24 protein-coding genes are annotated in these 25,625 nt (G+C 71.4%); 3 read left to right on the forward strand and 21 right to left on the reverse strand.

Annotated features, from left to right (window positions below):
• Nucleotides 1-928: 928 nt before the first annotated feature.
• The 9 genes from RIF68_RS03605 to RIF68_RS03645 all read right to left on the reverse strand — a co-directional run bounded on the left by RIF68_RS03605 (nt 929) and on the right by RIF68_RS03645 (nt 9,822).
• On the reverse strand, nt 929-1,255 hold the full coding sequence (locus RIF68_RS03605) for a hypothetical protein (RefSeq protein ID WP_309049634.1): 327 nt from the start codon (nt 1,253-1,255) through the stop codon (nt 929-931).
• A 103-nt stretch (nt 1,256-1,358) separates the two neighbouring features.
• A complete protein-coding gene (locus tag RIF68_RS03610) occupies nt 1,359-1,955 on the reverse strand; it encodes a DUF4913 domain-containing protein (protein ID WP_309049635.1) in 597 nt (198 codons plus the stop codon).
• Nucleotides 1,945-3,684: a TraM recognition domain-containing protein gene (locus tag RIF68_RS03615; RefSeq protein ID WP_309049636.1), complete on the reverse strand. Its 1,740-nt coding sequence runs from the start codon at nt 3,682-3,684 to the stop codon at nt 1,945-1,947. Before RIF68_RS03615 ends, RIF68_RS03610 begins: the two co-directional genes overlap by 11 nt.
• On the reverse strand, nt 3,681-5,243 hold the full coding sequence (locus RIF68_RS03620; protein ID WP_309049637.1) for an ATP-binding protein: 1,563 nt from the start codon (nt 5,241-5,243) through the stop codon (nt 3,681-3,683). Before RIF68_RS03620 ends, RIF68_RS03615 begins: the two co-directional genes overlap by 4 nt.
• Nucleotides 5,244-5,272: 29 nt before the next feature.
• Entirely contained in the window at nt 5,273-6,727 is a 1,455-nt protein-coding gene (locus RIF68_RS03625; RefSeq protein WP_309049638.1) for an SCO6880 family protein, read from the reverse strand.
• Nucleotides 6,724-8,223 carry a hypothetical protein gene (locus RIF68_RS03630; RefSeq protein WP_309049639.1) on the reverse strand — a complete coding sequence of 500 codons (1,500 nt, stop codon included), beginning with the start codon at nt 8,221-8,223 and terminating at the stop codon, nt 6,724-6,726. Before RIF68_RS03630 ends, RIF68_RS03625 begins: the two co-directional genes overlap by 4 nt.
• A gap of 14 nt (nt 8,224-8,237) precedes the next feature.
• Entirely contained in the window at nt 8,238-9,035 is a 798-nt protein-coding gene (locus RIF68_RS03635; RefSeq protein ID WP_309049640.1) for a hypothetical protein, read from the reverse strand.
• Nucleotides 9,036-9,045: 10 nt separating this feature from the next.
• On the reverse strand, nt 9,046-9,342 hold the full coding sequence (locus tag RIF68_RS03640) for a hypothetical protein (protein ID WP_309049641.1): 297 nt from the start codon (nt 9,340-9,342) through the stop codon (nt 9,046-9,048).
• A 3-nt stretch (nt 9,343-9,345) separates the two neighbouring features.
• Nucleotides 9,346-9,822: a hypothetical protein gene (locus RIF68_RS03645; RefSeq protein ID WP_309049642.1), complete on the reverse strand. Its 477-nt coding sequence runs from the start codon at nt 9,820-9,822 to the stop codon at nt 9,346-9,348.
• A gap of 129 nt (nt 9,823-9,951) precedes the next feature.
• Here RIF68_RS03645 and RIF68_RS36420 point away from each other — a divergent pair, with 129 nt between their 5' ends.
• Both RIF68_RS36420 and RIF68_RS03650 read left to right on the forward strand, forming a co-directional pair.
• A complete protein-coding gene (locus RIF68_RS36420; protein ID WP_375165667.1) occupies nt 9,952-10,422 on the forward strand; it encodes a helix-turn-helix transcriptional regulator in 471 nt (156 codons plus the stop codon).
• Nucleotides 10,419-11,468 (forward strand): NlpC/P60 family protein, encoded by a 1,050-nt coding sequence (locus RIF68_RS03650; RefSeq protein ID WP_309049643.1) that lies wholly within the window; start codon nt 10,419-10,421, stop codon nt 11,466-11,468. Before RIF68_RS36420 ends, RIF68_RS03650 begins: the two co-directional genes overlap by 4 nt.
• Nucleotides 11,469-11,531: 63 nt before the next feature.
• Here RIF68_RS03650 and RIF68_RS03655 read toward each other — a convergent pair whose 3' ends face one another.
• Genes RIF68_RS03655 through mobC form a run of 3 tightly spaced genes read right to left on the reverse strand, consistent with a single transcriptional unit; the run spans nt 11,532 to nt 14,883 of the window.
• Nucleotides 11,532-12,665, reverse strand: a complete 1,134-nt coding sequence (locus RIF68_RS03655; protein WP_309049644.1) for a hypothetical protein — start codon at nt 12,663-12,665, stop codon at nt 11,532-11,534.
• Between the two features lie 14 nt (nt 12,666-12,679).
• A complete protein-coding gene (locus RIF68_RS03660; RefSeq protein ID WP_309049645.1) occupies nt 12,680-14,449 on the reverse strand; it encodes a relaxase/mobilization nuclease domain-containing protein in 1,770 nt (589 codons plus the stop codon).
• On the reverse strand, nt 14,446-14,883 hold the full coding sequence (gene mobC / locus RIF68_RS03665) for a plasmid mobilization relaxosome protein MobC (RefSeq protein ID WP_073732344.1): 438 nt from the start codon (nt 14,881-14,883) through the stop codon (nt 14,446-14,448). Before mobC ends, RIF68_RS03660 begins: the two co-directional genes overlap by 4 nt.
• A gap of 240 nt (nt 14,884-15,123) precedes the next feature.
• Here mobC and RIF68_RS03670 point away from each other — a divergent pair, with 240 nt between their 5' ends.
• On the forward strand, nt 15,124-15,501 hold the full coding sequence (locus RIF68_RS03670; RefSeq protein WP_309049646.1) for a hypothetical protein: 378 nt from the start codon (nt 15,124-15,126) through the stop codon (nt 15,499-15,501).
• 440 nt (nt 15,502-15,941) lie between these two features.
• Here the strand turns inward: RIF68_RS03670 and RIF68_RS03675 are convergent, their stop codons facing one another.
• From RIF68_RS03675 to RIF68_RS03715, 9 genes are all read right to left on the reverse strand, one after another.
• The gene (locus tag RIF68_RS03675) at nt 15,942-16,145 is read right to left on the reverse strand and encodes a hypothetical protein (RefSeq protein WP_266478347.1); all 204 of its coding nucleotides are present in this window, start codon (nt 16,143-16,145) and stop codon (nt 15,942-15,944) included.
• A complete protein-coding gene (locus RIF68_RS03680; protein ID WP_266478345.1) occupies nt 16,142-16,567 on the reverse strand; it encodes an ATP-binding protein in 426 nt (141 codons plus the stop codon). The genes RIF68_RS03675 and RIF68_RS03680 overlap by 4 nt, the downstream gene beginning before the upstream one ends.
• A gap of 117 nt (nt 16,568-16,684) precedes the next feature.
• Complete coding sequence (locus RIF68_RS03685) at nt 16,685-17,911, reverse strand: multiprotein-bridging factor 1 family protein (protein WP_375165668.1); 1,227 nt, start codon at nt 17,909-17,911, stop codon at nt 16,685-16,687.
• A 154-nt stretch (nt 17,912-18,065) separates the two neighbouring features.
• Complete coding sequence (locus RIF68_RS03690) at nt 18,066-19,718, reverse strand: DNA cytosine methyltransferase (RefSeq protein ID WP_309049648.1); 1,653 nt, start codon at nt 19,716-19,718, stop codon at nt 18,066-18,068.
• 613 nt (nt 19,719-20,331) lie between these two features.
• A complete protein-coding gene (locus tag RIF68_RS03695) occupies nt 20,332-20,970 on the reverse strand; it encodes a hypothetical protein (RefSeq protein ID WP_309049649.1) in 639 nt (212 codons plus the stop codon).
• A 164-nt stretch (nt 20,971-21,134) separates the two neighbouring features.
• Nucleotides 21,135-21,746 (reverse strand): DUF6248 family natural product biosynthesis protein, encoded by a 612-nt coding sequence (locus tag RIF68_RS03700; protein ID WP_309049650.1) that lies wholly within the window; start codon nt 21,744-21,746, stop codon nt 21,135-21,137.
• 94 nt (nt 21,747-21,840) lie between these two features.
• Nucleotides 21,841-22,719 carry a phosphoadenosine phosphosulfate reductase family protein gene (locus tag RIF68_RS03705; RefSeq protein WP_309049651.1) on the reverse strand — a complete coding sequence of 293 codons (879 nt, stop codon included), beginning with the start codon at nt 22,717-22,719 and terminating at the stop codon, nt 21,841-21,843.
• A gap of 154 nt (nt 22,720-22,873) precedes the next feature.
• Nucleotides 22,874-24,196, reverse strand: a complete 1,323-nt coding sequence (locus RIF68_RS03710) for a hypothetical protein (RefSeq protein ID WP_309049652.1) — start codon at nt 24,194-24,196, stop codon at nt 22,874-22,876.
• Nucleotides 24,197-24,294: 98 nt separating this feature from the next.
• Nucleotides 24,295-25,323: a hypothetical protein gene (locus tag RIF68_RS03715; RefSeq protein WP_309049653.1), complete on the reverse strand. Its 1,029-nt coding sequence runs from the start codon at nt 25,321-25,323 to the stop codon at nt 24,295-24,297.
• Between the last annotated feature and the right edge of the window lie 302 nt (nt 25,324-25,625).

Raw genomic sequence — 25,625 nt, forward strand, 5'->3', positions numbered from 1 at the left:
CGCCGCCGGCGCCCGGCTCGGACCGGTACGGCCCTCGTCGGCGGCCGCGCGCTCGCGCAGCACCACCCGCTCGAAGCCCCCGACTGCCGGACCAGCAGCACCCGGCGCGGACCGGTCCGCGCCGGGGCAGGGTCCAGAGGGACCGGAACAGCGTCAGGGCCGCAGCAGGTAGCACGGACGGGTGCCACTGGAGGCCGCGCCGGGAATCGGGGCGGCCTCCACGTGCGCCACATTCACCATGTGACTTCCATCACGCTATCGACGCTTCCGTTTACGGTGCGCTACCCGGCCGGGCGACTGATCTCGTCAACTGAAGCGAGGGTGAATCCCTCAATAGGGAACTGTCCCTCCGATGTTGATGAGTTGGCTATATCGGGCGGCCGCCCGGCCGGGTAACTCTGCGAAATGGCAGCCAACTCCCCCTCCATAGACGGCTGATGGAGGCCCAATGCGGCTTCGCATTCGGACCGCTACTGTGGTTCCTGCTTCTCCTCACGGCACGTCAGGGGCAGGTCGATGAACCGGACTCTGGGAGCTCCGGGTCTGGCACACGACCCGGTCCACCACTGAGGGAGAGCTATGGGAGAGAAGCGCACGAGGCCGAACGGCGTCGACTGGAGGAGCGTGCGGCGACGCATCCGTCTCTGGCTGGCGCCCGTGTCGGCCGCCGTGTATTGGGGGATCCGAACGGTCCGAGAGAACTTCACTCGGCTGTGAGGCCCGCTCCGGCTATTCCGAGCTAAGCCGGAGCGGACCCTCAAGGCGGCGCGGTCGAGTCCCTGCACCCCGTATCGGGCGGGGGGCAGGGGCTCTCCGTCTTCGGATGCCCAGATTGCATCCGCTGCTGCCTGCACCCGCGTCCATCAATCTGCATATTGGAACGCGGATAGGCAACACCTTCGCACGGCGAGGCCTGTGCCTTCCAGCGCTACTCCGGCTGAGTATCGCCAGGGACGGGAGGGTGCGAGCGCTCAGGCTCGAACCGGCCGATCCCCAGGGCCGCCTCTCGCCAGTTGGCGATCAGCTGTACCTGCCATGCCGTGTCGTGCCGGAATCCGGGCGGCGGCGTGCCGGCTGGGACAACGGGCCACAGGATCGTGGCGGCGAAGCGTACGGCGTGCAGGGCGGCGGTGGCGTGGGCGTCGACGGCGTTGCCTTCCAAGCGGCGCAGCATGTCGAGGCGGGCAGCCGCCTCGATCAGCTCGTTGTAGGTCTTCGCGTACTCCTGCGCTCGGACGGCTGCGAGGTCATCCACGGGCTCCTCCGTCCCCTGCGGCATGCCGCCGGAGCAGGCGACGCAGGTCGGCCCAGACGGCGCGGGCTTCGTATCCGCAGAGCAGCATGGGGCTCCTCCCGGGTCAGGTGCTCTCGTGGTTCCAGGCGCTCGGCACGCGGCCGGGGAGCCGGTGGCCGACCTGGTGCTCTCCCTTGGTGCACGCGGTGAAGGGTCCGTTGGGGGCACGGAGTTCACGCACGCACGGGTCCAGGTGGTCGCGGTGCCAGGTGCTGGGGCCGGTGTATCCGCAGGTGGCGGGGTCGGTGAGTTCCTGCCAGGCCAGCCAGCATGCGTGCAGGCGGGCGACGGCGACCGGGTGCTCGAACCACAGGTGGCACCAGCGGGCATCGGCCGACGGCTCGGCGAGGTATCCGGGGACCAGCACCCCCTCGACCCACTCGATCAGGGCACGCAGCTCATCGTCGTACTCCGGCGGATCGAGCAGCAGAATGAACGGCGGGTACTGCCACTCCTCCTCGTTCGCTTCGCTCTCGGCGGCCTCCCCGCCGGCCGCTTCCGCCCGGTCGGCGGAGGCCTCGCCCGGCTCGTCACCCTCTCCCCCGGTGAGCGTCTTGACCAGGGCAGTCAGGTTCGCGACCTGGGCTTTGAGGTCTTCGATGTCCTCGAACATGCCGACCGGCACATCCAGCTGCGGGGTCTCCTCGGGTTCATCGGCCACTGCGCGCCGCCTTCCGCTCTTCGTACGCGGCGACCGCGCGCTTGGTGATGGCCTGCTCCTCGGCCCTCATCTGCGGGCCGATGTGCGCCATCGCCTCCTCGGCGTACCAGGGGCGCAGGCTGATCTGGGCGACCGGCATGCCGGTGGCCAGCAGCAGGGCCGTGCCCTTCTTCATGGCGCGGATCTCGGCCGGGTCGAGGACCTGCTCGCGCTGCTCGCTCCAGCTGCGGCTGCCGCCGTCCTTGGACTTGGAGTACGAGCCGCGCTCGACGTAGTGGGCGCCGGTCAGCGTGGACACGTCCTGGGCGAACTTCGCGTCGTCCATGCCGACGCCGATGATCTTTTTCGTGGCCGCGCTCCACATCGAGTCCATGCCGACCTCGCCCCACGCTTTCACGCCCTGCCGGTAGGACTGGAGGATCACCATCGGGGTGATCCCCCGGGACCCGAGGTGCGAGTACAGGTCGGGCAGGTCGGCGATCTTGCAGATGTTCGCGGCCTCGTCCAGGACGGCGCGCATGGGTTCCGGCAGGCGGCCGCCGTGGCGTTCGCCCGCCTCGGCGCCGGCGGTGAACACGGCGTCCGCCAGGGCGGCCACCACGGCGGAGGCCGGGCCGCCCTTCTTCGACAGCAGGTAGAGGGTGTCCTTGCTGAGGGCGAACTGTTCGGGGTCGAACCGCGGGTGACGCTTGTCCGGGGTGACCCACGCGAGGACCCTCTCGTCGCGCAGCGCACTGACCGCAGTTCGGGCATTTTGATAGATCCCGGACTGCGTTTCTTCCGCGATGTTGATCGAGCTGTCCACCTGCTCGGCGAGCACCGGCTCGTTGGCGTACAGGACCCGCAGCGGCGCCTTCTCTTTCGGATCGCTCAACCACTTCATGACGTCCCGGACGCTGCCGCCCTCCCAGTACGCGGCCCGGAACAGGCCCACCAGGAGGTCGCCGGCGGCTTGGCTCCAGAAGGGGTCGGCTTGCTCGCTGGTGATCTGGTTGACGAAGTGGCTGGCCAGCCGCTCGGCGCCTTCCAGCGTCTCCGCCTGGGCGATCATGTCCCACCACATCTGGCGCTCGGCCTGGGCCACGCCCTGGGTATCGAGAATCCACGGGCGCCCGACCTTCGCGCGGCTCGCCAGAGTGGCGGCGTACACGTCGGCCTTGTTCGACGTCATCAGCAGGGCGCCGGGCGCCTCCTCCGCCACCGGGATGGCCAGCGACGTCGACTTGCCCGCGCGGGGCGCCATGATGGCGACGTAGGTGTCCTCGTCGCTGCCGCGCAGCTCGACGCCGGACGGCACGTGATCCCCGAGGAGCACACCCCGGTCACGGGGCGGAAGGTCGGACGGCTTCCTCTCCTTCAGCGAAGCGCGCAGCCTCGTGGCGGTACGGGCCGCGTGCTTCGGCGTCAGCTCCCGCACCTGGTGCAGCGTCGCCAGGCTGCTCGGGTTGCGGTACCAGCGGAAGGCCCAGCGCAGGCCCCACACGATGAGGCCGACGACGGCGACGTCGGCGAGTGCGGCGCCGATCGCGGAGGCGGTCTGGGAGTGTGCCCACACGCCGGACCAGTCGGTGGCCATGCGGTAGACGGTCAGCGGGGAGGCCGGGGCCGCTTCGTCGCCGGTGAGGACCGCGCCGGCAGCGGCCCCGGCCCAGCTGGCGGCGGACAGGGTGACGGCTCCGCCGAACACGATCCCGCCGAAGGCCCATGCGCGGTCGGACTCGGTCATCATGAGCTGGCCTCCCTGGTGGTCACCCGGCGCCGGTTGGTGTCCGTGCGGTACAGCCGCTGCTCGGTGGAGGTGAGTTCGAGCGCGGCGGCGATGCCGGGCCGCGTGCCCAGTTTGATCAGGTACTTGCCGCGGCCCGGGTGCCGGGTGGTCTCTTCTTCCACGGGCCGCTGGTCGTCCTCGTCGTAGGTGGTGGGGTCGATGTCCAGGCCGGTGGAGGTGGCCGATGCCCAGGAGCTGACCATCATCACTTCCTGCTCGGTCAGCATCCGCTTGCCGGTGACGCGGCCCAGTTCCTCCGTGGTGGAGGCGCCGAGCACCCACGTGTCGCAGCGGTCCATCAGTCCGCGGGCCTTGGCTCGGTCCATCTCGGTGGGCAGGGCCTCGACGTCGAGCAGGGAGTGCGTCACGTAGATCGTGACGTCGTCGGTGGTGCGGTTGAGGCGGGAGATGGCGTCCATCGCGTCGACCAGGCCCGGGCCGGAGCGCAGGGCGCGCCACATTTCGTCCATGGGCAGGACCAGCTTGCGGTCCATCAGGCCGATGCTGCGGGCGGAGTCGATCGAGCTGTACGTGTACGCCCACGTGGCGATCATGCCCGCGCTGACGACGTCGTTGCCGCGGGCCCGCAGGGCGGAGATGTCCACGGAGACGGCGGGGGCGTTGATGTCCAGCGGGGTGGTTGTCGGCCCGTCGAACAGGCCCTTCAAAGGCCCGCCGATGAGGTTGTCGAGCCCGGCGACGACGGACCGGGTGAGGTCCTGGTAGCGCTCGCCGTCGGCGGCGAGTTTGGCCCGCAGTTCCTCCGGGGCGGCGCGCAGGACGTCGACGACGTCCTTGACGACGGGGTCGCTGCCGGACTCCTGGGCGGCGGAGGCCACCTGTACGGCGGTGTCGAGCGCGCTGCGCTCGATCTCGTCCGGGGCCCGGCCCAGGCCGTGCTTGGTGGACAGCAGCGCGACCAGGGTCTCAAGCCGGCGGCCGTTGAGGACGTCGAGCAGGGCCTCACGCCGGTCGGCGGGCAGCGACTGTACCCGGCCCTTGAGCGGGCCGGAGTCGAGCGGGTTGATGCGGCCGATGCCGTCGCCGATGCGCACCACAGACCCGCCGAGTTCGCTGATCAGGGTGGAGTACTCGCCCTTGACGTCGCCGGGTACGCACACCATGTGCCCGTACGCCGAGTAGACCAGGCAGATCCGTTTGACCAGCGCGCTCTTGCCCGCACCGGGCTGGGACATGACCCACACGCCCGGGTTAGTGGTCAATTTTCCGGTCCAGCCGCTGGGGTCTATGGCCACCAACTCACCGGTCAGGACGTCCCGACCGACCGGCACGCCGCGCGGCGGCAGGCCGGAACCGAGCAGGAAGGGGTAGATGGATCCGGCCTGCGTGGTGGGGCCGGTGTAGACGGTGCCGGAGTCCTCGACGGGCGCGCGGCCGCCGAACCGGCCGCCCCACCCGAGACGGGGGGCGAACCGGCTCCGCAGCTTCTTCTCCGCGCGCCGCTCCTCGCGGGTGAGCGTCTCCTCGACCTTGGGGGCAATCCGCTTGGGACTGGCCACCGTCGGCGGTTTGGGCTTACGCGCCATCGTCAGTCCTTCACGAGCGGGTTGTAGCCCAGCGGCAGTCCGGCCGCGAAGACGGCGGCCTGGGCGCCGTAGGCGGGACGCATGCGGATACCCCGGGTCGCCTTCACGGCCCGCTCCAGTTCCTGGCGGGCGGCGGGCAGGTCGGCGGTGCGGCGGGCGGTGACGGTCACCATCAGCGTCCAGTCCACGACCTGGGAGCCGCCGGCCATCTGGGCGGCGGCCTGCTCGGCGCGCTGGGTGTCCGCGCGCTGCGACCACTTGGCGCGGCCCTTGACCTCGGCGGTTGCCTGGGCGCGCTGGTGGGCGTGGCTGATCTCCCGTTCCAGCACCGCCTCGCCCTCGTAGGGGTCCAGCACCCGGTAGGCGAGGGTGATGCGGCGCTGGAAGCGGCCGGGCGCGAGCAGGGGCAGCAGCACGCTGTAGGCGATGGGGCGGCGCGGCATCTCCCGCAGCACCCACGAGACGGACACGCCGCCGTCGTGGCTGTACTCCTCCCAGCCGTCGTCGGCGGCCTGCGGTCCGCACTCCGACCAGGACAGGTCGGCGAACTCGGCGTCGCGGGCGTGGAACACGTCCGGGTCGTAGGCGCTCCTGACGAGGCGTCGCAGGTCGACGTCGTTCGCGCGGCGCTCGATGTCGGTTCCGGTGCCGGACAGGTCGAGCGAGTCCACGACCTTCAGCGCCTCGGCAACCTGGTCGGACAGCTCCTGCGGCGGGTTGGCGCCGGCCGTGGGGTCAACGACGACGGTCATCCACGGGGCCACGCTGGCGGTGGCGTGCGGGGTCGTACGCACCAGCTCGGAGACGATCTGTTTCGCGAGCTGCGGGGCGCCCGGGTCCTGGCGGGCCTTCACGTCATCTCCCAGGGCTTCACCGGCGCCCGGGGTGATCTGGATGGTCACCGAGGCACCCTTGACCTGCTCGTCGGTGGACATGGCGTCCAGGACCGAGGACCAGGTGCGCAAGCTGCTCTGCACGGTGCCGGTCGGGGCCATCAGGCTGCCACCGGGAGCGAGGAGTGTGGTGACGGCCATGCGGCCGCTCGCGCGGTCGTGGACGACGCCGACCTTCCTGCCGGTGGTCGGGTCGTAGGCCTTGATCAGAGTGGAGGAGGCGCCCACGCCCGGCAGGTCGAGCGCGTAGGGGTGCGGGAGCAGCACCCGCCGGTAGGAGGTGGCATCCACGCGGGCGGCCCGCCGCCACGACAGCTTGGCCCAGTAGTAGGACAGGGCGGGCATGCCGTGGCGGCTGGAGGCGGCCAGCGCGAGGATCGCCAGGGTGACCGGGATGGTCACGAGCAGGGAGGCCGGTGCCTGGGTGCCGATGATGCCCTCAGCCACCAGGACCACGGCCGCGATCATCGTGGCGCCCTTGCTGAGCCCGCCGAAGCCGAAGCTCCGGCGGGTGCGGAACCCGTCGACCATGAGGGCCTTGGGCACCTCGTGCTGGGTGCTCACTGGTTGTTGCCCCCGCTTCCGATCTGTCCGCTCGCGTCCTGGATGGTGTTGTTCACGCCGTCCAGGACCTGGATGGCGATTCCGGCCCCGCCGGCGGCGGCGCCTGCCCCGCCCGCGGCACCCGCAGCGCTTCCGCCTCCTGCCGCACCGGCGCTCTGGCCTCCGGCGCCTGCGGCCGCACCGGCGCCCTGACCTGCCGGGCCCCCGCCCCCGGCCGCCTGCCCCGGGACGGGCGTGCGGCTGGCCTGGTTGCGGGCCGCCTGGGTCTGGGCATCGCTTCCGTCCGTGCCGCCCTGGCCGGACGAACCCTCCCGGCCCTCGGGGCCGTTCTGGCTGCCCATGGACTGCTCGACGTAGCGGGCGTACTCCAGGGGCGTCATGGGAGCGACGCCTCCGTCGTCCTTGCCACCGCCATCCTGCTTGCCCTTGAAGTAGCCTCCGGCTGCGGACAGCGCTCCGGTGAAACCGCCGGAGGCCATGCCGCCACCGACTGCCTCGCCGAACGGGGCGAACAGACGGGTCAGCGGCCCCGGCGCGAGGATCGCCAAGAGGAACGTGGCGCAGCCTCGCAGCCACTCGGCCAGGGTGCCAGCGTTGCCGAACTCGCTGAACCCGACGCAGATGATCACTGCCAGGATCGGCTTGTAGGCGATGACGACGAGGATCGAGGTAATGAGGCGGGGCGCCCATTGCCGAGTGGTGTCCCCGCCGACGCGGCCGCCGCCGGCCACCGGCAGCAGCAGGCACTGGATCGGGATCGCGGACTGGCGCAGGAACACCATCACCAGCTGGATGAAGCCGATGAGCAGCAGGACCGTGACGACGCACAGCATGGTGACCGGGTTCTTGACGGCGGCAGGCACCATCACGCCGACGATCGTCTCGTAGGCCCTGCCGTCGTCCTTGAAGGTCTCATCCACCAACCCGGTGGTCAGCCTGTCTCCGGCGACAAGCAGCAGCGCGATCAAGCCGACACCGACCGTGGAGAGGATGATGTTCTCCACCCAGCCGAGCATCGCCCGTCCGATGTGCTTGGACTGGCCGGTGATCGCCATCTTGCCGATCTGCCACATGGCTCCGGCTGTGGCGATAACGAGCCCGAGCCAGGTAAGCATCCCTGCGAGGCTGACCTTGGAGTCCTTACCGAAGAGGCCGGTGCCTTCGAGGTCGACTGACGGCCCCAACAGGGCCACGGTGAGAACCTTCTTGATGGTCCACTTGGTGACGTCAGCGGCCGAGTTGATCACATCGCCGAGGATGCTGTCCCAGACCTCTTTCCAGGCCTCGTTGACCTTGTCGTTGACCGTGTCACCGATCTTCTCGCAGAGGTCGTAGGCTCCTCCGCCCGTGACGATGTTGGTGATGACCCCGACCGGAGACACGGTGGCGGCGCCATCGCAGGCCAGTTCCACGCCACCACCGACGATCCCGTCGGCCGCCGCAGGCTGCGGCGCGGCGACGGCCACGCCGAGCACAGCGACCAGGGCCAGCAGCACCGCCGCGAGACGCCTCACGAAGCCTCACGGATGGCAACCCACCCGAACTCGTTGAACTGGGCGTCGCCCGGGACAGCCATCCCCGGCTTGCTGGAACCGGCCTGCTTCTGGGCATCGGCGCTCGCCTGGCCCGACAGCTTCCAGTCTCCGTCCTCCCAGCGGGTGCCCATCAGCAACCGGATGTAGGAGGTGGACTCCTTCTCCAGCTCGCCCTTCTTCATCGCGACCCGCCCCAGCAGCCAGACGCTGACCTCGTCGTCGCTCTTCTTGAGCACCTTGAAGCCGACCACGGTGGTGCGCACGTACGAGCCGGGCGGCAGGTCACCGTCCGCAGGCACGCCCATCTGCCGGCGGAACTTCTTGTCGGTCTCGTGCCCGGCCTGCTCGATCTGCTGGGCGGCCTGCTCGCTGTGGTCGGCGGCGCTGATGTACGAGTTGTAGACGCGCATCTGCCCATCGACCGCGTCCTTGCCCGGCTCGATGGTGCTGTTGGTTGCGTTCACCGCCATCGCCACCGCGCCCTCGGTGGTGTGCGGGTAGCCCACCTCGCTGCCGTGCTTGTCGGTGCGGCTGCCTCGAGGAAGCGCCGCCCACTGCTCGGGCTCCGTCCAGTCATCCGGCGCGGTGTAGCCCGGGGCCGGGCTCGCCGAAACCGAGCTGGACGTGCTCGGCGATGATCCGCCCTTGCCCGTGGGCTCCTCGTCATCGCCCCCAGCGAGCACGGCATACCCGGTCAGGGCCAGCACCGCCGCGAGAGCGGCTCCGGCCAGCCATGTGCCGCGGGTGTTCCAGGTTCCCCTCGTACGTGACACAGCGCGCCGCCTAACCCGCGATGCCGTTGAGGATGGTGATCAGGCTTCCGGCCAGCAGAATCGTGGCCACACCGCCGCCCATCCACTTGAACGGCTCGGAACCGCCGCCGTTGCGGGACTTGTCCGCGACCGCCAGCTTGTAGACACCGAAGCCCGCGCCCCCTGCACCCGCCAAGATCAAAAGCCACAAGCCGTAACCGAACAGCTTGGACACGGGGTCACTGAGTCCGGGGATCTCGGTGGGCTCGGCGCCGGGGATGACGGCGGCTGCGAACGTGACCGCCTCGTGGGCCATGGCCAGGTTCATCGTTCAGTTCCCTTCCATCTGGCGCCGCAGCTTCTCCGCCGCGGCCCTCACGTCTTTGTGCTCCAGGGCCTCGTCGGCGCCCTCGACCGTCCGCAGCACCGGCAGGTACGGCACCCGCGCCACCCCCGCCAGACGGCTCTCCAGAGCCCGGATGCGGTAGCGCGCAGCCGGGACGGGCTTCGCCGGTGCGTCGGAGACCAGCACCAGCCACGGACGCGGCAGACCGTTTGTCCAGTTGCGCAGCATGTGCTCCACACAGCTCGCCCCGTACACGGTCGTCTCGGCCAGCAACACCGGCAGTGCCCCGTACGGAATGGACTCGTTGGGGTGCAGCAGCCTGGCCGTACCCTCGCCCCGGGGGTCGATCATCCGGGAGACCACCGCCCCGGCAATGCCGTACCCGTGCACCGGGATCAGCGCGTACCGGAGTCCAACCGGTGCACTGACCTGCGGGGTTGCCACCCCGGTTTGGGTCATCACGTCGCAACTCCCCCCTGTCTGAGTGTGTTTGGCCAGCCGCGATCTTGGGCTGTGGGACTACTGAGGCTAGCGTGATCCGCTGACAACAGTGAGTAGCAATTTTTGCGTCGGTGAAAGGTCAGATGCGCAGTGGCGTTGTACGACGGTGCCCGGGCTCGCGCTCTGCGGCTCCAGGCCAGGATTTCCACCGAAGAACTGGCCACCGCCGCAGGAGTCAGCCCGAACACCGTGCGCTCCGCTGAAAAAGGCACCCACCAGCCACGCCCCCGAGTCGCCAACGCCATCGCCCGGGCGCTGGGAGTTCCGGTCAGTGAACTCCTGCACCGTGAGCGGACTCTGACCTTACGTGACACACGTTGGCGGCTCGGACTCACCCAGGCCCAAATGGGAGCGCGCATCGGCGTCGTCCGCCAGCAGGTCTCCCAGGTGGAACGCGGCGTCGCCGGCGTACGATCCGCAGCCGCCTGGGCCGCCGCGTACGGACTGACGCTCGCGCAATGGACGGGCGCCCATCAGACGGCTCGTGATCTAGTACGACGCAAAGTTGCCGCGCAGACACACCGGCGCGGCAAGCGGTTAACGGGGGGATCTGACGCGTGAAGCTGCTCATCCGAGCTGCCGCCGCCGTGGTCGCACTGCTCGTGCTGGCCGTCACCGGCCTGATGGCCATGGTGCTCGTCGACGGCGACGCCGAAGCAACCGAAGTCACCGGCGGGGGCGGCGCCGGTGGCCTCAAAGGCGTCCCCGAAGAGTTCCACACCTGGATCCTCAAGGCCGCCGAGGAATGCAAGCAGCCCGAACTGACCCCGGCCCTGCTCGCCGCCCAGCTGTACCAAGAGAGCCGGTTCGAGACCCGAGCCCGCTCCCACGTCGGCGCGCAGGGACCAGCCCAGTTCATGCCCGGCACCTGGGCAACGTGGGGCAGGGACTCCGACAAGAACGGCGAGGCCAGCCCGTGGGACATCGGCGACGCCGTCATGGCCCAGGGCCGCATGATGTGCTCGCTGATCAAGCAGGCGAAAAGCTCCGGATACGGCGGCGACGCCCGCTCCCTCGCTCTGGCCGGCTACAACGCCGGATGGGGCGCGGTCGAGAAGTACCGGGGCATCCCGCCCTACGCCGAGACCCAGAACTACGTCCGCATCATCCTCGCCACGATGAAGCAGTTCGAGGGCCCCAGCCGACTCCAGATCGAAGGCTCCGGATCCGGCGCCGACGCCCTGCGCAAGGCCGCCGGACGGCTCGGCACCCCCTACGCCTACGGAGGCGGCGGACCCCAGGGCCCTTCCCTGGGCTTTTGCAGCGGAGGCGGCGGATACCGGAACGGCACCTGCGTCGCCGACGACACCGTCGGCTTCGACTGCTCCTCGCTCGTCCAGTACGCCTACTGGCCCGACCTGAAGCTCCCCCGGACCGCGGCCGCACAGTACGGAGCCACCTCCGACCGCGCCGTATCCCGCCAGGATCTCAAGCCGGGCGACCTGCTTTTCTGGAGTCACGGGGGCTCCGGCGCGATCTACCACGTCGCCCTGTACGCCGGAGAAGGCAACGTCCTCCACGCCCCCCGCACCGGCAAGACCGTCGAACTCGTCGCCCTGGCCACCGCCATGCCCGACGCCGACTACTACGGCGCCACACGGCCCTGACCCGAAACGACGTCTGCCGCAGACCGAGAAGCGGTCTGCGGCACACGGTGCCCGCCCGGTGCTCTACCGAATCTTGCCACTCTTCGGCGCGGGCCCGGCCTCGCGGTGCGCGGCCACTCCGGGTGTGGTCGGTGCCGCCCCCTTCGCGGCCTTAGTAGGGCCCACGCTCGGCGACGTCGAGCGCGCAGCCGCAGTGTTCACCTTCGGCCCCGACCCCGTCGACGGCTTGCGCAGTGCATCGTTGACAGCCTGCACCAGGCGCCGCCCCACCTGCGACTGCGGACCCTCCTGCCACGCGGTGTCCTTCGACAGCCGGGCAAGGTGCTCCGCGACCGACTGGCCCTTGCTCTCCATGTCCGCCATCCGCGCGGCGACCAGAGGCCACTGACGCGCCGAGACGAGGAGATCCGCTTCCCGCTCCGCGCCGGGCATCGCCTCGCGCACCATACGCGCGAACCGCTGGTTCTCCGTCGGCGCGATGGACAGTTGCCGAAGGGCCCGCTCCCGGTCCCCCAGGTCGAGATCCTTTGGGATGTCCAGCCCGGTCGTCAGCGGCCCGTACGACAACGTCGCGTCCCGGCTCGTGGTCGGCACCTCCGCCGCCGAGAGCACCTTGGCGACCGCCTGGTCGACGCCGACGCCCTCCTCATGCGCAGACGCGAGGATCGCACGCACGTCGACTCCGCGCTCGTTCAGCGTCGCCATCGTCTTGGCCATCTCCGGCCATGCTGGGGACGACAAGATCGCCTCGCGCACCGGTCCCGCCGGCAGTGTCTCGCGCAGCGCCTTCGCCCACTCCTCGGTACCCTCGCGCGCCACCCGCTCGGCGTTTGCCGCGACCTGGTCCCGCACCATCACGGTGATCTCAGCGACGCGCGGCAGCATCGTCTCCAGGTCCACCCCCGCCCGCTTCAGCGCCATGAGCTGCTGGGCGAGCTGAGGCCAGTCCGCGCCCTCCAGCAACGCCGCGGAGATGTCGTCAGGGAGGAACTTCTTGACCTCCTCCGAGGCCTCCGCCGCCGCCTTCTCGGCGTCCTGGAGTTCGTCCTCCTTCCCGGCCCTCTTCTGCTGCTGACGGCGCACGGCGTCCATGATGGCCTTGACCAGACGGTACGCCATCACTGCGGTCTGCACTGCCTCGGCGGCGGCCTCCGCGTAGGCTTCTCCGGCCCGCTCCTCCGGCGTTGGCATCGCCATGTTCGCTCCCCTCGCTACCGGGCCCGTCGCGGGCCCTTGCGCTGCTCGTCACTCGGCGGCCGAGGTGTCGGTCCGAGCGCCCCCGTCTTGCGCGGCCCACTGGTGCGGCCGGTGCCGCCCGTGGACGTCGGCGACGGGCTCTTGCCGGTGGCTGCCGCCGTCGCACCGCGCTGACGACTCCACCCGTCCAGCCGCCATGTAAGCACTTCAGCGACTGAGTCCGCAGATCCCAATTCCCGCCGGGCGGCGACCGCGGCGAGGACCTCGGCCGGATCGTCCCCGGCCTTCTCGACCGCTGCCAGCCGAGTCCGCAGCGCGGGCCACGCCGGGTCCGCGAGCACCGCACGCGCGTGCTCGGGAACCGCCTCCTGGAGCACGCCCGCCATCGGCCTCTCGCCCGAGACTGCCGGTGCCCGGCGGGCTCCCGGCGGCCGGGTTGTCGTGCGCTTCGGACGCGGCCGGAACTCACGTGCCGCGCTCGCGCCGGCGGTCACCTCGACCGCCTCGCGCAGCAGTCGACCGGCCCGCGCGGAGGCCTGCGCCTGGGCCCGGTGTTCCTGCGCCTCGTGCCACCGACGGGAGGCCTCGATCGCAGTCACCAGGGCGAGCAGGAAGCCGAGCGCGGCGACCGTGTCACTGCGTCCGGCGGCCGCCACCGACTGGGACAACAACTGCGTCGACTCCCGATACAGGGTGCGCGCCTGACCCTCCAGCGCACGGTCGCCTGGCACGCGCGAGGCGCGCTCGAACTCGTACGCCGCGTCCTTCAACCGGTCGCGCACCATGCGCGGCGAGATAACCGCGGCGATGACGATGAGGTCGCCGAGCGCGGCGACGTCTCCGGCCCCCTGGTGCAGCCCGTCCGCGCCGAGCTGGTCGGCGGCCGCGCGCACGCGCCGCTCCGCCTCCTGCCACATCTCCGCCGGCGCGACCGTCGGCACGGACATCGGTGTCGTCCAGCGTTCCCGCACGCGCGGCAGGGACAAGTCGGAGGCGAGCCGGGCGCCGGGAAACCACACCGCACGTTGCCCGCCGTCGCGGTCGCCGGGCATGGCGACGGAGTAGCCGGTGATGTTCCCGTCCGGCGCGACACGCTTGTTCACCCGGACCCCGGCTGCGGTGAGCCGGGCGAAGAAGTCGTCCTCGTTCGCGGCAGCGGCCGCGGCCTGGCGGATCGTCCGCTGGAGCGTCTCCCGTACCGGCTCCGACAGTCCGCGCCGGGCCGCCTTTTCCTGCTCTCCCGTCTTCGGCCACTTCCGCGCGGTCTTGTCGCCGTGCTTCAGCCGACGCAACCCGAACTCGACCTCGAACTCCCTCGCGGCCGCGTGCATCTTCGGGATGTCCTGCCGCAGCCTCGGCTGCCGTCCGTCCTGCCGGGCCTTCGTCGCGACGATGTGAATGTGGTCGTCCGCGTGCCGGATCGCGACCCATCGACAGGCCTGGTCGTCACCATGCGGGGCGATGCCGGAGGCGTGCATCATCTCGCGGGCAACCCGCGCCCATTCCTCGTCCGCCAGGAGCCGGTCCTCGGGCGCGTTGCGCACCGCGACGTGGTACACGTGCTTGGCCGGTCGCTTGCCGAGCAGGGCGTGCACCGGGGCGTCCAGGATGAGCGCCAGGTCCGAGATCGTCATGTGCGGCGAGCGCGCCGGGTCCTCGACAAAGGGGTCGTCCCAGGAGGCGACCATGTGCGGGTTGGTGTGCTCGTCGCGCTTGCCCGGGCCGTACAGGTAGTCCAGCAACCCCTTGGTGTCGGTGCCGTCCCGGGCCTTCTTCGGCATCATGCGCGCGGCCGCCGCTCGCGCATCACCTGGCGGGTCGCCTCGTCCATGCGTTGGATCGCCTTGACGATCGCGTCCATGGTGGCCGCGACCTGAGCACCACTCACGCTGCCGTCGGCGTTCAAGGCCTTCGCGATCTGGTTGACGTTGTTGCCGATACGCGAGGCCTGATTGCGGGCCTGGATGAGTTCGGCGATGAGGTCGCGGGCGTCAACCGAGACGGGCACGACCTTCTCCTTAGCCACCTTCAGGGCGGTGTCGCCGACCCATGCGGCGACGGCCTGGTTGGCGCGGGCCGCGGCCTCGCGGACGATCGTCAGCTCGGCTTCGCTGTAGGAGACCTTGAGACGCTTGTTCTTGTCGCGCGGGCCGTCGGCATCGCGCTCGCGGTAACGCGCGGAGGTTCGACGCTGGCCGTCCGCTGCTGGCTCTGCCACAGCGCCCCCTTTCCACCCCCGGTCCGTGCTCGGACCAAAGATCACCGGCCACCCACAGTAGTGGGCCGAAAGCCGGGGATCATGCAAAGTGGGCCCACTTTGCACTAACTCGCTTCCGGTGGCTGATGCCATCCGGAAGCGCACACGGTGCACATGGCCACCCGTCAAAAACCCCCGCGGCCTGCGGTGATGGGCCCGCCCCCGCGGCCGCCGTGCGGGCGGTACCAGTACGATCACGGCATGGCGAGTGCACACGACTTCATGCAGAAGATGAGGGAAGCGCAGGCGGCCCGCGAGAAGGCCTTCGAGCCGCTGGCGGAGATCCTGGGAAAGCGCGAGGAACTTCAGCGCCAGTTGGCGGAATTGGACGCGCCGTACGCTGAGGCCTTCGTCGCAGCAGAAGCGGCGGGCTGGACGGCGGAGGAACTGAAAGCGATCGGCGCCGAGGAACCGGCGAAGCGTCCGAAGGGGCGCCCGCGTGGTCGGCGGTCGGCGAAGAAGGCGACGCCGGAGACCTCCGCATCGGCCTCGTCGGCGCCTTCGCCGGCGGGCGCGATCCCCGGGCAGGAAGGCGCCAGGGAGGCCGCCCCGGCGTCCGCCGGAAGCGTCTCCGGCTGACCACCACGAACACAGAAAGAAGGGCCCCGCTGTGCGGGGCCCTTCGCGTTGTGCACGCATCCCTCCCCGGCCTCTCCAGTGTCCGGCCGGACTCCTCCGTATCAAGGTCGTACGTCCGCTCCTCGCCGCGTCGCTCGTTCCTCCCGACGCGCCTGCGGTGCGGGCGCTCCACCTTGACACTCCGTCCCCCGGCCTACGGAAGGGCCTTGACGGGGAGGGAGGAGAAGGGTCGGCGCCCCAGGGTCCGGCGGGCGGATCAGGTCGTCTCGCGGGTGCCGCCGGGAGGGCGGAGCGATCCAGAATTCTGGAACACGCAACGGTGCCCCGGAACCCTCACGAGGGGGTATCCGGGGCACCGTCTCCAGCCGCCGCCCGCGACGGGGGTGGCGCAGGCAGCGGGGTTCGGGGTGCGGGCTACGGCCCGCTGGTTCGGCGGGTGCTCACAGGTCGCCCGCCTCGATCATCTCGGCGCGGGTCCGGCGCACGGTGAGCCTGCGCGGGTCCTCCGCCGGCCACTCCGTCCCGCCGCCACCGTGTGCCGGTCGGAGCCAGATGACTCCGCCTCGGATGTCGGTCACGACGGCCCGGGTCTTGCCCTCCAGCACCTCGTCGCCGACCGACGGCAAGGGCTCGGTCTCGGTCATCGGGTCACCTTCATCTCTGCCCAGACGCGCTTGCCCCACGGACGCCGTCCGCTGCCCATCAGGTCGTAGCCCCAGCGATCCGCCATCTCCTCGACCAGGGCGAGCCCGCGGCCGTCGATGTCGTCCGGTCCGACCTCGCGCAACTCCGGCAGGCGCCGGGGCTCCCGGTCGACCACGGCCACATAGACCCGGTCGTCGTCGGGGCGGTTGATGATGACGCGGACACACTCGCCACGAGCGTGCCGAACGGCGTTGGCGAACAGCTCCGTCAGCAGCAGTGCCGCGCCCTCGCCCGCCTCGCCCATGTTCCAGGCGCACATGGCCACACGGGCTAAGCGTCGCGCCTTCCCTGCCGTCTCGGGGGTGCGCGTCATCGTCTCGCTGTAGCCGGGATATCCCGCCGTGCGGGGCTGTGTGGTCATGTCGGGCATCGCCGGACCTCGGGGGTAGCGGATTGGTCGAGACACGACCGTAAAAGCCGAAGGGGGTAGCGACAGGTACAGTCGCTACCCCCTTGCGGAGGGGTACAAGTTGTACCCCTAGGCGGCCACGCCGAGTTGACGCGCGAGGCCGCGGGCGTCGTCCCGGATTATCGCGCTGCCGTTCTCCGCCAGTTCCGCCGCCGTACCGCGTGCGAACAGGTTGAAGCAGGCCGTCTCGGGGCTCGCTTCGTAGGCCTTCTTCAGCAGGTGCACGACCGCCACCGACTCGCCCGCGAGGCTGTACGCGCGGGCCGTCTCGATGATGTGGAAGCTGCGGCGGGTGGCGCTCTGCATCGAGCCGAGGTCGATGTGCGTGGCCGCGTCGACCGCCGCGCCGGACCGCACGAGGTCGTTGTTCATGGTGATCGCGTAAGCGTCGACCATGCCCCGGCCGAACATCAGCCAGGGGTGCACGTACCCGTCGCCGAGCCGCTTGGCGGCGGCGTCGGCGCGGCCCCAGTGCCGTTCGGCGTTGCCCTTCTGGCCGACCTTGGCGAACGACAGGGCGGCGGCCAGGTGCAGCAGTCCGCCGAGCGCGATGTCTTCCGGTCCGCGTTCCGGGTCGAGCAGCCGGATCGACTTCATGGCCAGGTCGACGCGCGCCTCGTGCCGTTCTCCGGCGTCACGGAAGACGTGGTTGAGGTACCACGCGGATGCTGCCATGGCGCGCGGGCTGTCGGCGTCCTGAGCCATGGTCATGGACCGGTCGCCGGTGAGCATCACCAGCTCGGGCGCGGGCTGGAAGCTCAGGTAGAGCTGGGCGAGGTGGTAGCCCTGCGCGAGCAGTACCTGGGACCGGCGCCGGTCGGCGCCTTCATGGGTGCGGGCCGCGTGCTGGAGGTCGGCGAGCAGGGCAGGCAGAACGTTGGCGATGCGGCTGCGGTGGTCGCCGAATCCGTGCCAGGCCTGCCAAGCATTCTGCACCCGGGTGGCGAGCGCTGCGGCCGGCGCGGGCTCCTCGTCTCGGGTGAGCAGGTCGTAGGTCGTCAGGGACTCTTTCACCCGCAGCAGTGCGGGGTGGGCGGCCTTGGTGTAGGTGGCGGCCGCAATGCGTTCGTCGCCGGTGAGGGCGGCGAGGTCGTCCACGCCGAGCGCCTCCGCGAGGCGCAGGAGTAGCGGCAGGCGTGGCATGCCGAGTCGGTCGTTCTCGATCGCCTTGACCCATTCCGTGCTGCGGCCGACCAGACCGGCGAGCACCGGTCGCGTCTGGCCTTTCCGCTCGCGTTCGCGTCGGACCCGTTGGCCGAACGTTCGGGGCGAGCCATTTTCAGCGTCGTGCGCCATGATGGACTCCGTTCTGACGTCGCACTCAGGACGGTACCGGTGCGCGAGCATCCGGGGACACCGGTCTCCGGGTCGAGTACCCGAAGGGGACCGGCAAGCCCCCGGCGGGCCACTGGTCTCCAGTGGCCCGCCGGGGCTTCGTCGTGAGGGTGGGTCAGGCTGCGGGGAATAGCTCCAGTTGCTCGATCGCCCGTTCCTCGGTGCGCGGGGCGGGCAGTGGCGCCGGGTCGGGGTCGGCGGCCTGCTCGTCCAGCCGGTAGAGCGTGGCCTGATAGGTGGCCGTCGGCTCGTACCAGTCCTCGCCCTGGACGGCGGCGGAGACGGCGGCACCCATGAAGGGACTCACCGGGTCGGCGATCATCTGGGCGATGTTGCGCACGCCCCGGGCGTTCTTGCGGGGCGGGATGTAGGTCCACGGGTAGTCCCGGCGGAAGCCGACCAGGACGCCGAGTTCGGGCAGGGTGATGGTGTGGGTGCCCTCGCCCTGGGGGACGTGCGCGGGGCGGAACTTGATGCCGTACCAGGGGGCGGTGACGCACGGGCCGACGTCGTTGAGCGGGAACGATCCGCCCCCCTTGGGCTTGCCCGTCTCCGGGTTGATGCCGCGCTTGCCGCGGGTGTCGGCCCACCAGTCGGCCGGGAGGTTGAGGGCAGCCGCGACGGTCACCTTCGGCAGGGCAGGGCGGCCCTGGTAGGGCTCGATCCGGCGGTCGAGTTCCGGCGTCCAGTCGGGAAGGGCCCCGGTGCGCTTGAGGACGTGCGCCCACATCGCGCGGGCCGCCTCGTCGCCGTCCACCTGCTCGGCGTAGCGGGGCCATCCGTAGCGGGTGGCGACCATCCACGCGCGCTCGCGGTGGGTGGCCGCGCCGAAGTCGGCGGCGTCGGCGACCTGCCACGAGCACCATGCCCAACCGAATCCCTCGACGGAGGTGATCTCGGACTGGATCGCCTCGGCCAGGGCCGGGGACTGCTTGAGCAGGTTGGCGCTCTGCTCCATCGTGATGGAGATCAGCGGGGCGCCGATCTGGACGAGGCACATCGGCCAGATCAGCATCTCGGCCATGAGCGCCGTACGGTCGTCGGTCACGACGCTGGCCGCCCACTTCCGAAAGTCCTCGGGGCTCATGCAGGGGGGCAGGTGACCGCCGCCGCACAGCTCGCCCCAGCCGTCGGCGTCGGGGTGGTCCTCCATGCCGTCCAGGACGTCGCCGAAGTAGCCGTGGGGGCCGCCGTAGAGGCTGCACAGGTCATCCACTTCCAGGAAGCCGAAGGCCTCGCTCGCCTGCCACATGACGTCCTGGAGCTGGGCGACCTCGTCGGCGTTCCACCCGGCGCGCTTGCCCGCGCCGGAGAGGGTCTGGCACGGCGGGGAGCCGTGGACGCGGCGCACGCCCCGCAGGGCCGGGTGGCGGGGGTCGAGCGTGCGCACGTCGGCCTCGACCACCCAGTGACCGGCGGCCCGGGCGGTCGCCGCGGCGTCGCGGTTCCACTCGATCAGGACCCAGTCGCCGCCGTTGTCCACGAGGTTGCGACCGGCGGACATGCCGCCCGGGCCGCCGAACAGCTCGATGCCGCGCTCCGGGTCGCCCTCTGCCCACGGCCGGGCCCAGTGCGGCGGGTAGGGGAAGGCGAAGTCGGTGCAGGCCTGGCAGTCGGCGCACTCGGTGCCGGTGCCGCAGACGATGCAGTCGGCGCACGTCCAGCCGTCCCACTCCAGCACCGCCGGCCGGAAGCCGTTCGCGTACGGGCGGCCGTCCTCGTCCAGCGCCGGTTCGGGGGCGGCGTCGCGCACAGGGGTGCTCACCATGACCGTCCTTGATCGTTGAGGTTTCTCGGTGTGGGCCCGGGGCCCGGTGGCCGGTTGGGGATTCCCGCCCCCTCCCGACGTAGACAATACTCTCAAGTTTTGAGGGGTGAGTCAACCCCCGACACCCCACAAAACCCCAGGTCAGAGGCCTTTTTGAAGAGGTTTACGGGGCCGCTCACCACCCCTCCGGCGGCGCCGTACGACGGGCCGGTCGGGGGGCTCCCTCCTCGGTCGGGCAGGCGCAGCCGACCGCGGGCCGTGTCGGGGTGCCAGGCTCGCCGAAGGCGACCGCGTAGCGGCTTGGCCTGGCGGCCCGGCGCGGGCTGTGGTCCCCTCCGGGGGCCCGTCCGGGGAGGGAGCCCCCCGACCCCACCCACCGATCACCCACCACCGGCCGGCAGTTCGCCGCGCTCCCCCCACCCCCTCCGAGGGAGGGCCAGGGGTGTGGGGGGCGGAGCCCCCGCTGTCTGGACCGGCACGCGCCGACCGGCCGCACCACGAACTCACCTCTTAAGAGGTGAGATTGCGCTCCGGGCGGATCGGCGACAGGTGCGGCGACGGCCCGCGCTCCCCGCGGGCGGCGGGGTACGCGGGCCGGTGTCGGGCGCGGTGCCTACTGCTGGGCCTGCTTGCGGGCCTGGGTGATGACCCGCTTCCAGGTGTCGACGGACTTTCCGTGCCGCTCGGCGAGGGCGGCGGCCACCTCGCCGGCCTTCCGGCCGGGCATCGCGGCCAGCGCCTCGGCGGCCAGCCGGACGCGGGCGGCCGCCTCCGCCTCGCCGGTCTTGACGCCGGAGCCGGAGGGGCGCCCGCCCTTGGTGCCGAACCCGCTGACCGGGTTGTCGACCCACTTCCAGAGCTGGGCCCGGGTGCGGTACTCGCGAGTGCGGGTGCGCAGCTCCTCGACGTGGACCGGGTCGGGCCACTCCGGCGGCGGGTTCTTGGTGTACTGGGTGATCCGGGCCGGGTCGACGCCGAGCACGCGGGCCTGCCCCGCCGGCGGGAGCTGCTCGTCCGGGTCGCCGCTACGGTCAACGCGGGACAGGTCCCGGGGCCGTTCGCGGTGCCGGGCGAACCACGTGTCCCACTCCTCCAGGTCCCAGTGCATGACGCCGTCGATCTCGCGGGCGTCGGGGTGGCCGTTGGCCCGGCGGTCGCGCCACAACCTCTTCAGCGTGGTGCCGCCGTAGCCGCTGTGCTCGATCAGGTCCTCGCGGTTCGCCCACTGGCGGCCGTCGTCGGCGGTCTTCACGGGTGTGCTCCTGGTGGTCTCGGTCGTGGATACGATGGTGACTGGTTCGGTTATGGGTCTGTTGAGGGCCCTCGGTGGCCGGACCGCACGGCCCGGCGGGATTCCCACGCTTTTGCGCCCCGCCGGGCCGCTCGACGTCCGGCTCCGGGTGGCCCCGGCTGCCGTCAGAACAGGGTGTACTGCGCCTCGTCCGCGGGCTCGGGGGCACGGCGGCCCTGGCGCGGGACGGCACTTCGGTCCGTCCGCGCGGCGCTGTCCGCCTGCGCAGGTTCCGGCTCGGGGTTCGACGCGGCCGACTGCTTCGCCCGCCGCCGGCGCCGTGCGGGTCCGTCGGGGGCCGGGCCGTCCTTGACACACGGGCACCGGCACCACCACACGCACGGCGCGTCGTCGGGCCGCAGGATGACCTTGGCGACGCCCCGCCCGCGGGTGTCGTGCACCCAGTCGGTGTTGTCGTCCACGTGAGGGCCGCCCTCCTGGCGGTGGACGCACAGGTCGCAGCGCTTCGCCAGGCAGTTCCAGCAGGTGCCGCGCTCGCACGTCGACCAGCGCCAGAAGCCGAACGGGTATTTGCGGTCGATCTCCGTCATGAACTCGGGCCACACCTGCTCGCGGACCCACGCGCCCTCGTCCTCGCTCATCGGCGAGGGGTTGGGCACCGGGTCGATGATGCCCATGATCAAACCGCCCTGGAGGTTCAAGAGGGCGGTGCCCCGTACGGTCTCGTGCTCCTCGGGCGTGAGCGTGCGCTGCGGGCGACGGATGACGTGGTCCATGCTGCGGTCCTTCGAGAGTTGAGGGGTTCGGTGTGGTGCTCGGCCCCGGCGGGGGAGCGGGATTCCCGCCCCGCTCCCCCGCCGGCCGCGACCGTCAGCTCCGGGCGCGCTCGATGATCTCGCGCAGGCTGATCGACTTCTTGAACTGGTGGCCCATCTCCGCCTCGGCTTCGGCGTACTCCTCGAACAGCTCGGGGTTGAGCTGCGCACTGCGCACGAGGTCGTCGGTGTGCGCGAGCGGGCAGGCCCGGCAGCTCAGCCGCCGCATGCCCTGGTCGTAGGCCTCGTGGTGCTCGATGCCGTTCTCCCGGTGGACCTGCCAGACCTGTTCGGTGCTGAGCTGGTGGACCGGGAGCCACGTCGTCACGACGCGCAGCGTGCCCTTGCCGGACATGCGGTTCCGCTCCAGCACCGGCTTCTTGGCGCGGGCCCGGGACTCCTCGGCGCGCATGCCCATCGCGTACCCGGCACGGACCGGACGCCCGAGCCGCAGCTCGGCGCCAACCTCGTCCACGTAGTCGCGGCCGACCGCGGTCTTGGTGTCGCTCGTGCAGTAGCGCGCGAAGTGGCCCGGCCAGTTGCCGTGGGAGCGAATCCGCTGCCACAGCGAGCCCCACAGCTTGCTGCGGCGCACGGCGAAGGGGACGCCGTACTGCTTGGCGTGCGCGCGGGCGACTTCAAGCGCACCGGGCCACTCGACCAGGTGGCCGCGCTCGGTGGTGCCGAGGTCGCAGTGCAGGATGCGGACCTTGTGGAGCTGGCCCGCCTTGTCGGCGCGGGTGCAGACCTCGTGCACCGTGACCCCGCTGTCCTTGCCGCCACTGTCGCCGACGACCACAACGTCGTGGGCGTCGAAGTCGAACTCGACGGACTCCGCGGGCGCGGCCGGCTCGGCGGCCGACGCGGCGAACAGTTCCATCTGGGCAGAGGCGCACGCGGCGGCGCACGGCGGGGTGAAGGGCGTCTTCGGCACGGTCATCTCCTGGTTGAGGTGTTCGGTGTGGTCGGTTCGAGCCGGGCCCCCGGCGGGGGAGCGGGATTCCCGCCCCGCTCCCCCGCCGGACTAGCCCCGGTCACTCGGTCCGGGACGGCGGCGCCGCCCACCGGTGCGGGCGGCGCCGGGCCGGTCAGGGGCGGCGGTCGAGGATGAAGTCGACGGGGACGGCGACGTTGAAGCGGGGGCCGAGGATGCGCCGGGCGTTCTCGGCGGCGTCCAGGCGGCCGTCGCGCTTGCGGAACTCCACGACGATCGGCGGGTGGGCGGGGACGTGGCCCACGGACGACTCCATACCGGCGGTGATGACCGCGGTGGCGGTCCATCCGGTGCCGGAGTCGCTACGGCAGTGCACGCGGATGACGGGCGTGCCGGTCGCTGCGGCGGACAGCTCCTCCGGGGTGCCCTCGGCGGCGTTGTAGGCCAGGACGGCGGCGCGGATGTCCTCGGCGGTGGCGGGCATGTCCGTGCCGTGCATCCGGTGGGCGTGCGGGGCGACGGCCAGGATCGCCGCGCGGGCCTGCTCGACGGAGGCGCGTCCTCGGTCGCGGGCGGCGTTGCGGGCGGTGAGGCTGTGGGCGGTGCGAAGGGCCTCCCACGCGCCTTCCACGGCGGCGTGTGCCTCGTCGACGGCCGGGCGGTGCTCGGCGGGCGTGACCTTGCCGAGAACAAGCAGGTGCCCGGCGAGGTCGGCGAGGTCGCGAGGGGTCCGGCCGAACCCGCACGCCTCGTGCGCGGCCAGGGCGGTGAAGAGGGGCGCGGCGTCGCGGCCGGCCACCGGGGCGAGGTCTTCGGGGGTGGCGGGGCGCAGCTCCACGGTGCCGCGCTCACGGTCCTTGTAGACGATGCGGGCCCAGGAACGGGCGTGCGACATCTCGCGGACGTGGCGCGCGCCGCCCATCATCGCGTGGTTCATCTCGTCCAGGGCGTCACGGGTCGGGATGACCTGGGGGGCGCCGCCGTTGACAATGCGGACATGCTTGCGGTCGTCGGCGGCCGCGGGGACGGCGGGGGCCGACTCGGGGCGCGGCTCGCGCCACAGACGGACGGAGACGGGCTTGCAGCCGTACAGGCGGGCGGGGATGGGCCGGTTGGACAGGCGGACGGAGATGGCGTTCGTCAGGGCCTTGTCCCAGCCGCGGGGGTCGCGGTCGCCGCCCTCGGTGATCTCGTCGCGCAGCGCGTGAACCTCGTCGGCGCTCATGTGGTGGAGCTGTTCGCGGATGGCCCAGTACCGCTCGTCCTCGGTGAAGATGACCCGTACGCGCTCCAGCTCGGCGCGCTTGCGGATGATGCGGCGTACCTGCTCCTTGTTGGCCTGTCCCTGCTCCGTACCGGCGTCGCGGCTCATGACGGCGTCCACCAGGTCGTGAGTGACGACGCGACCGTTGTGGAGGTGGGCGGCGATGAAGACCTGGAGCGCCATGGCGTTGGCGCGTTCGCTGGCAGTGATCACGGTGGGAAGTTCCTTCGGGTTGAGGTGTTCGGTGTGGTCGTGCCGGGCCCCGGCGGGGGAGCGGGATTCCCGCCCCGCTCCCCCGCCGGCCGCGCCGGTCAGTCGCCGGTGCGGTCGGTCCGGGCGTAGTTGTGGAAGTCGTCGCTGACCGGGAAGTCGGTCGGCTCGGTGACGGGCGCGCACGCCCAGGTGTCCAGCGGGCCGGGCGTCTCCTGCTGCCCGCTGAGCCACCGGTGGACGTCGGGCTGCACCTCGAAGAGGGTGCCGTCCTCGCCCTCGGCGTAGAACTCGGAGTTGCCGCCGAACCCGTACTCGTCCGCGTACTCCCACACGCAGACCAGGTAGGGGCCGCCCTCCTCCGTGATGCGCCCGAAGACCGACCGGACGTCGTCGGCGCTGTAGCCCAGCTCGAACGTCCCGTGCAGCTCGGCGAGCTGGGTCAGCGGGTCGGGCGAGGCCTGCGGCGTGGTGATCCAGTCGGCGATGGCCTCGACGCACGCGGCGAGCTGATCGGCCGGGCGCTCCAGCAGCGTGCGCTCGGCGCCGGTGCCGTCGCCCGCCAGGACGTGCCAGTCGTAGCCGGTCGCGGGCGCCCGGTCGACGGTGATCTCCTCGCCGTCGGGGCCGGTGTAGAGGTAGATCACGGCGTAGGGCTCGGCGAGCATGCGCGGGAAGCCCTGGCGGGTCTGGTCGTACCCGACGACCAGCCACGTGTTCCCGGCGTCATCGTCGCGGTGTGCGGTGATGCCCCACTCGGCCAGGGCGCGGGTCGCGGTGGCCTCCGCCGTCTCGGCCTCGTCGGTCTTCTCGGCGTCGTCCTGCGGGGGCTCCTGGTTCTCGTGCTCGCCGCCGTGCGCCACGATCAGCTCGCGCACGGCCTCGGCCGGCACGTCCCTGTAGGCCGTTTCGCCCGAGCCGCCGGTCAGCCAGTCCTCCAACCAGTCCTCGTTCTCCCACGCCTCGGTGTCGGGAACGGTCAGGCCCGGGTACAGGAAGACGCTCTCCGCCCGGTCGGCGCCGGGGTGGATCACGAGGGTGAGCATGTGGCCGTCGGCGAGGCGGATGCCGTCGTAGACGCCGTTGGTCCCGCCAGCCGCGAGGCTGTCAAGTCGCGGAGTGCTGGTCATCGTGGCTGTTCCTTCGCGTTGAGGTGGTTCGGTGTGGGCCCGGGGCCCGGTGCCGGGAGGGGATTCCCGCCCCCTTCCGACGTAGACAATACTCTCAAGTTTTAAGGGTCTGAGTCAAGCTGATTCGCAGCTCAGACCCCCTCCCCCCGGGCCCCCCCCCCCCCGCGGGGGCGGGGGGGGGGGGGGGGGCCCCCCCCCCGCGGGGGGGGGGGGGGGGGGGGGGGGGGGGGGGGGGGGAGGGGGGGGGGGGGGGGGGGGGGGGGGCGGGGGGGGGGGGGGGGGGGGCGGCGGGGCGGGCGGGG

Origin of the sequence: Streptomyces sp., assembly GCF_031178505.1 — a bacterium.
Classification (GTDB): domain Bacteria; phylum Actinomycetota; class Actinomycetes; order Streptomycetales; family Streptomycetaceae; genus Streptomyces; species Streptomyces gulbargensis.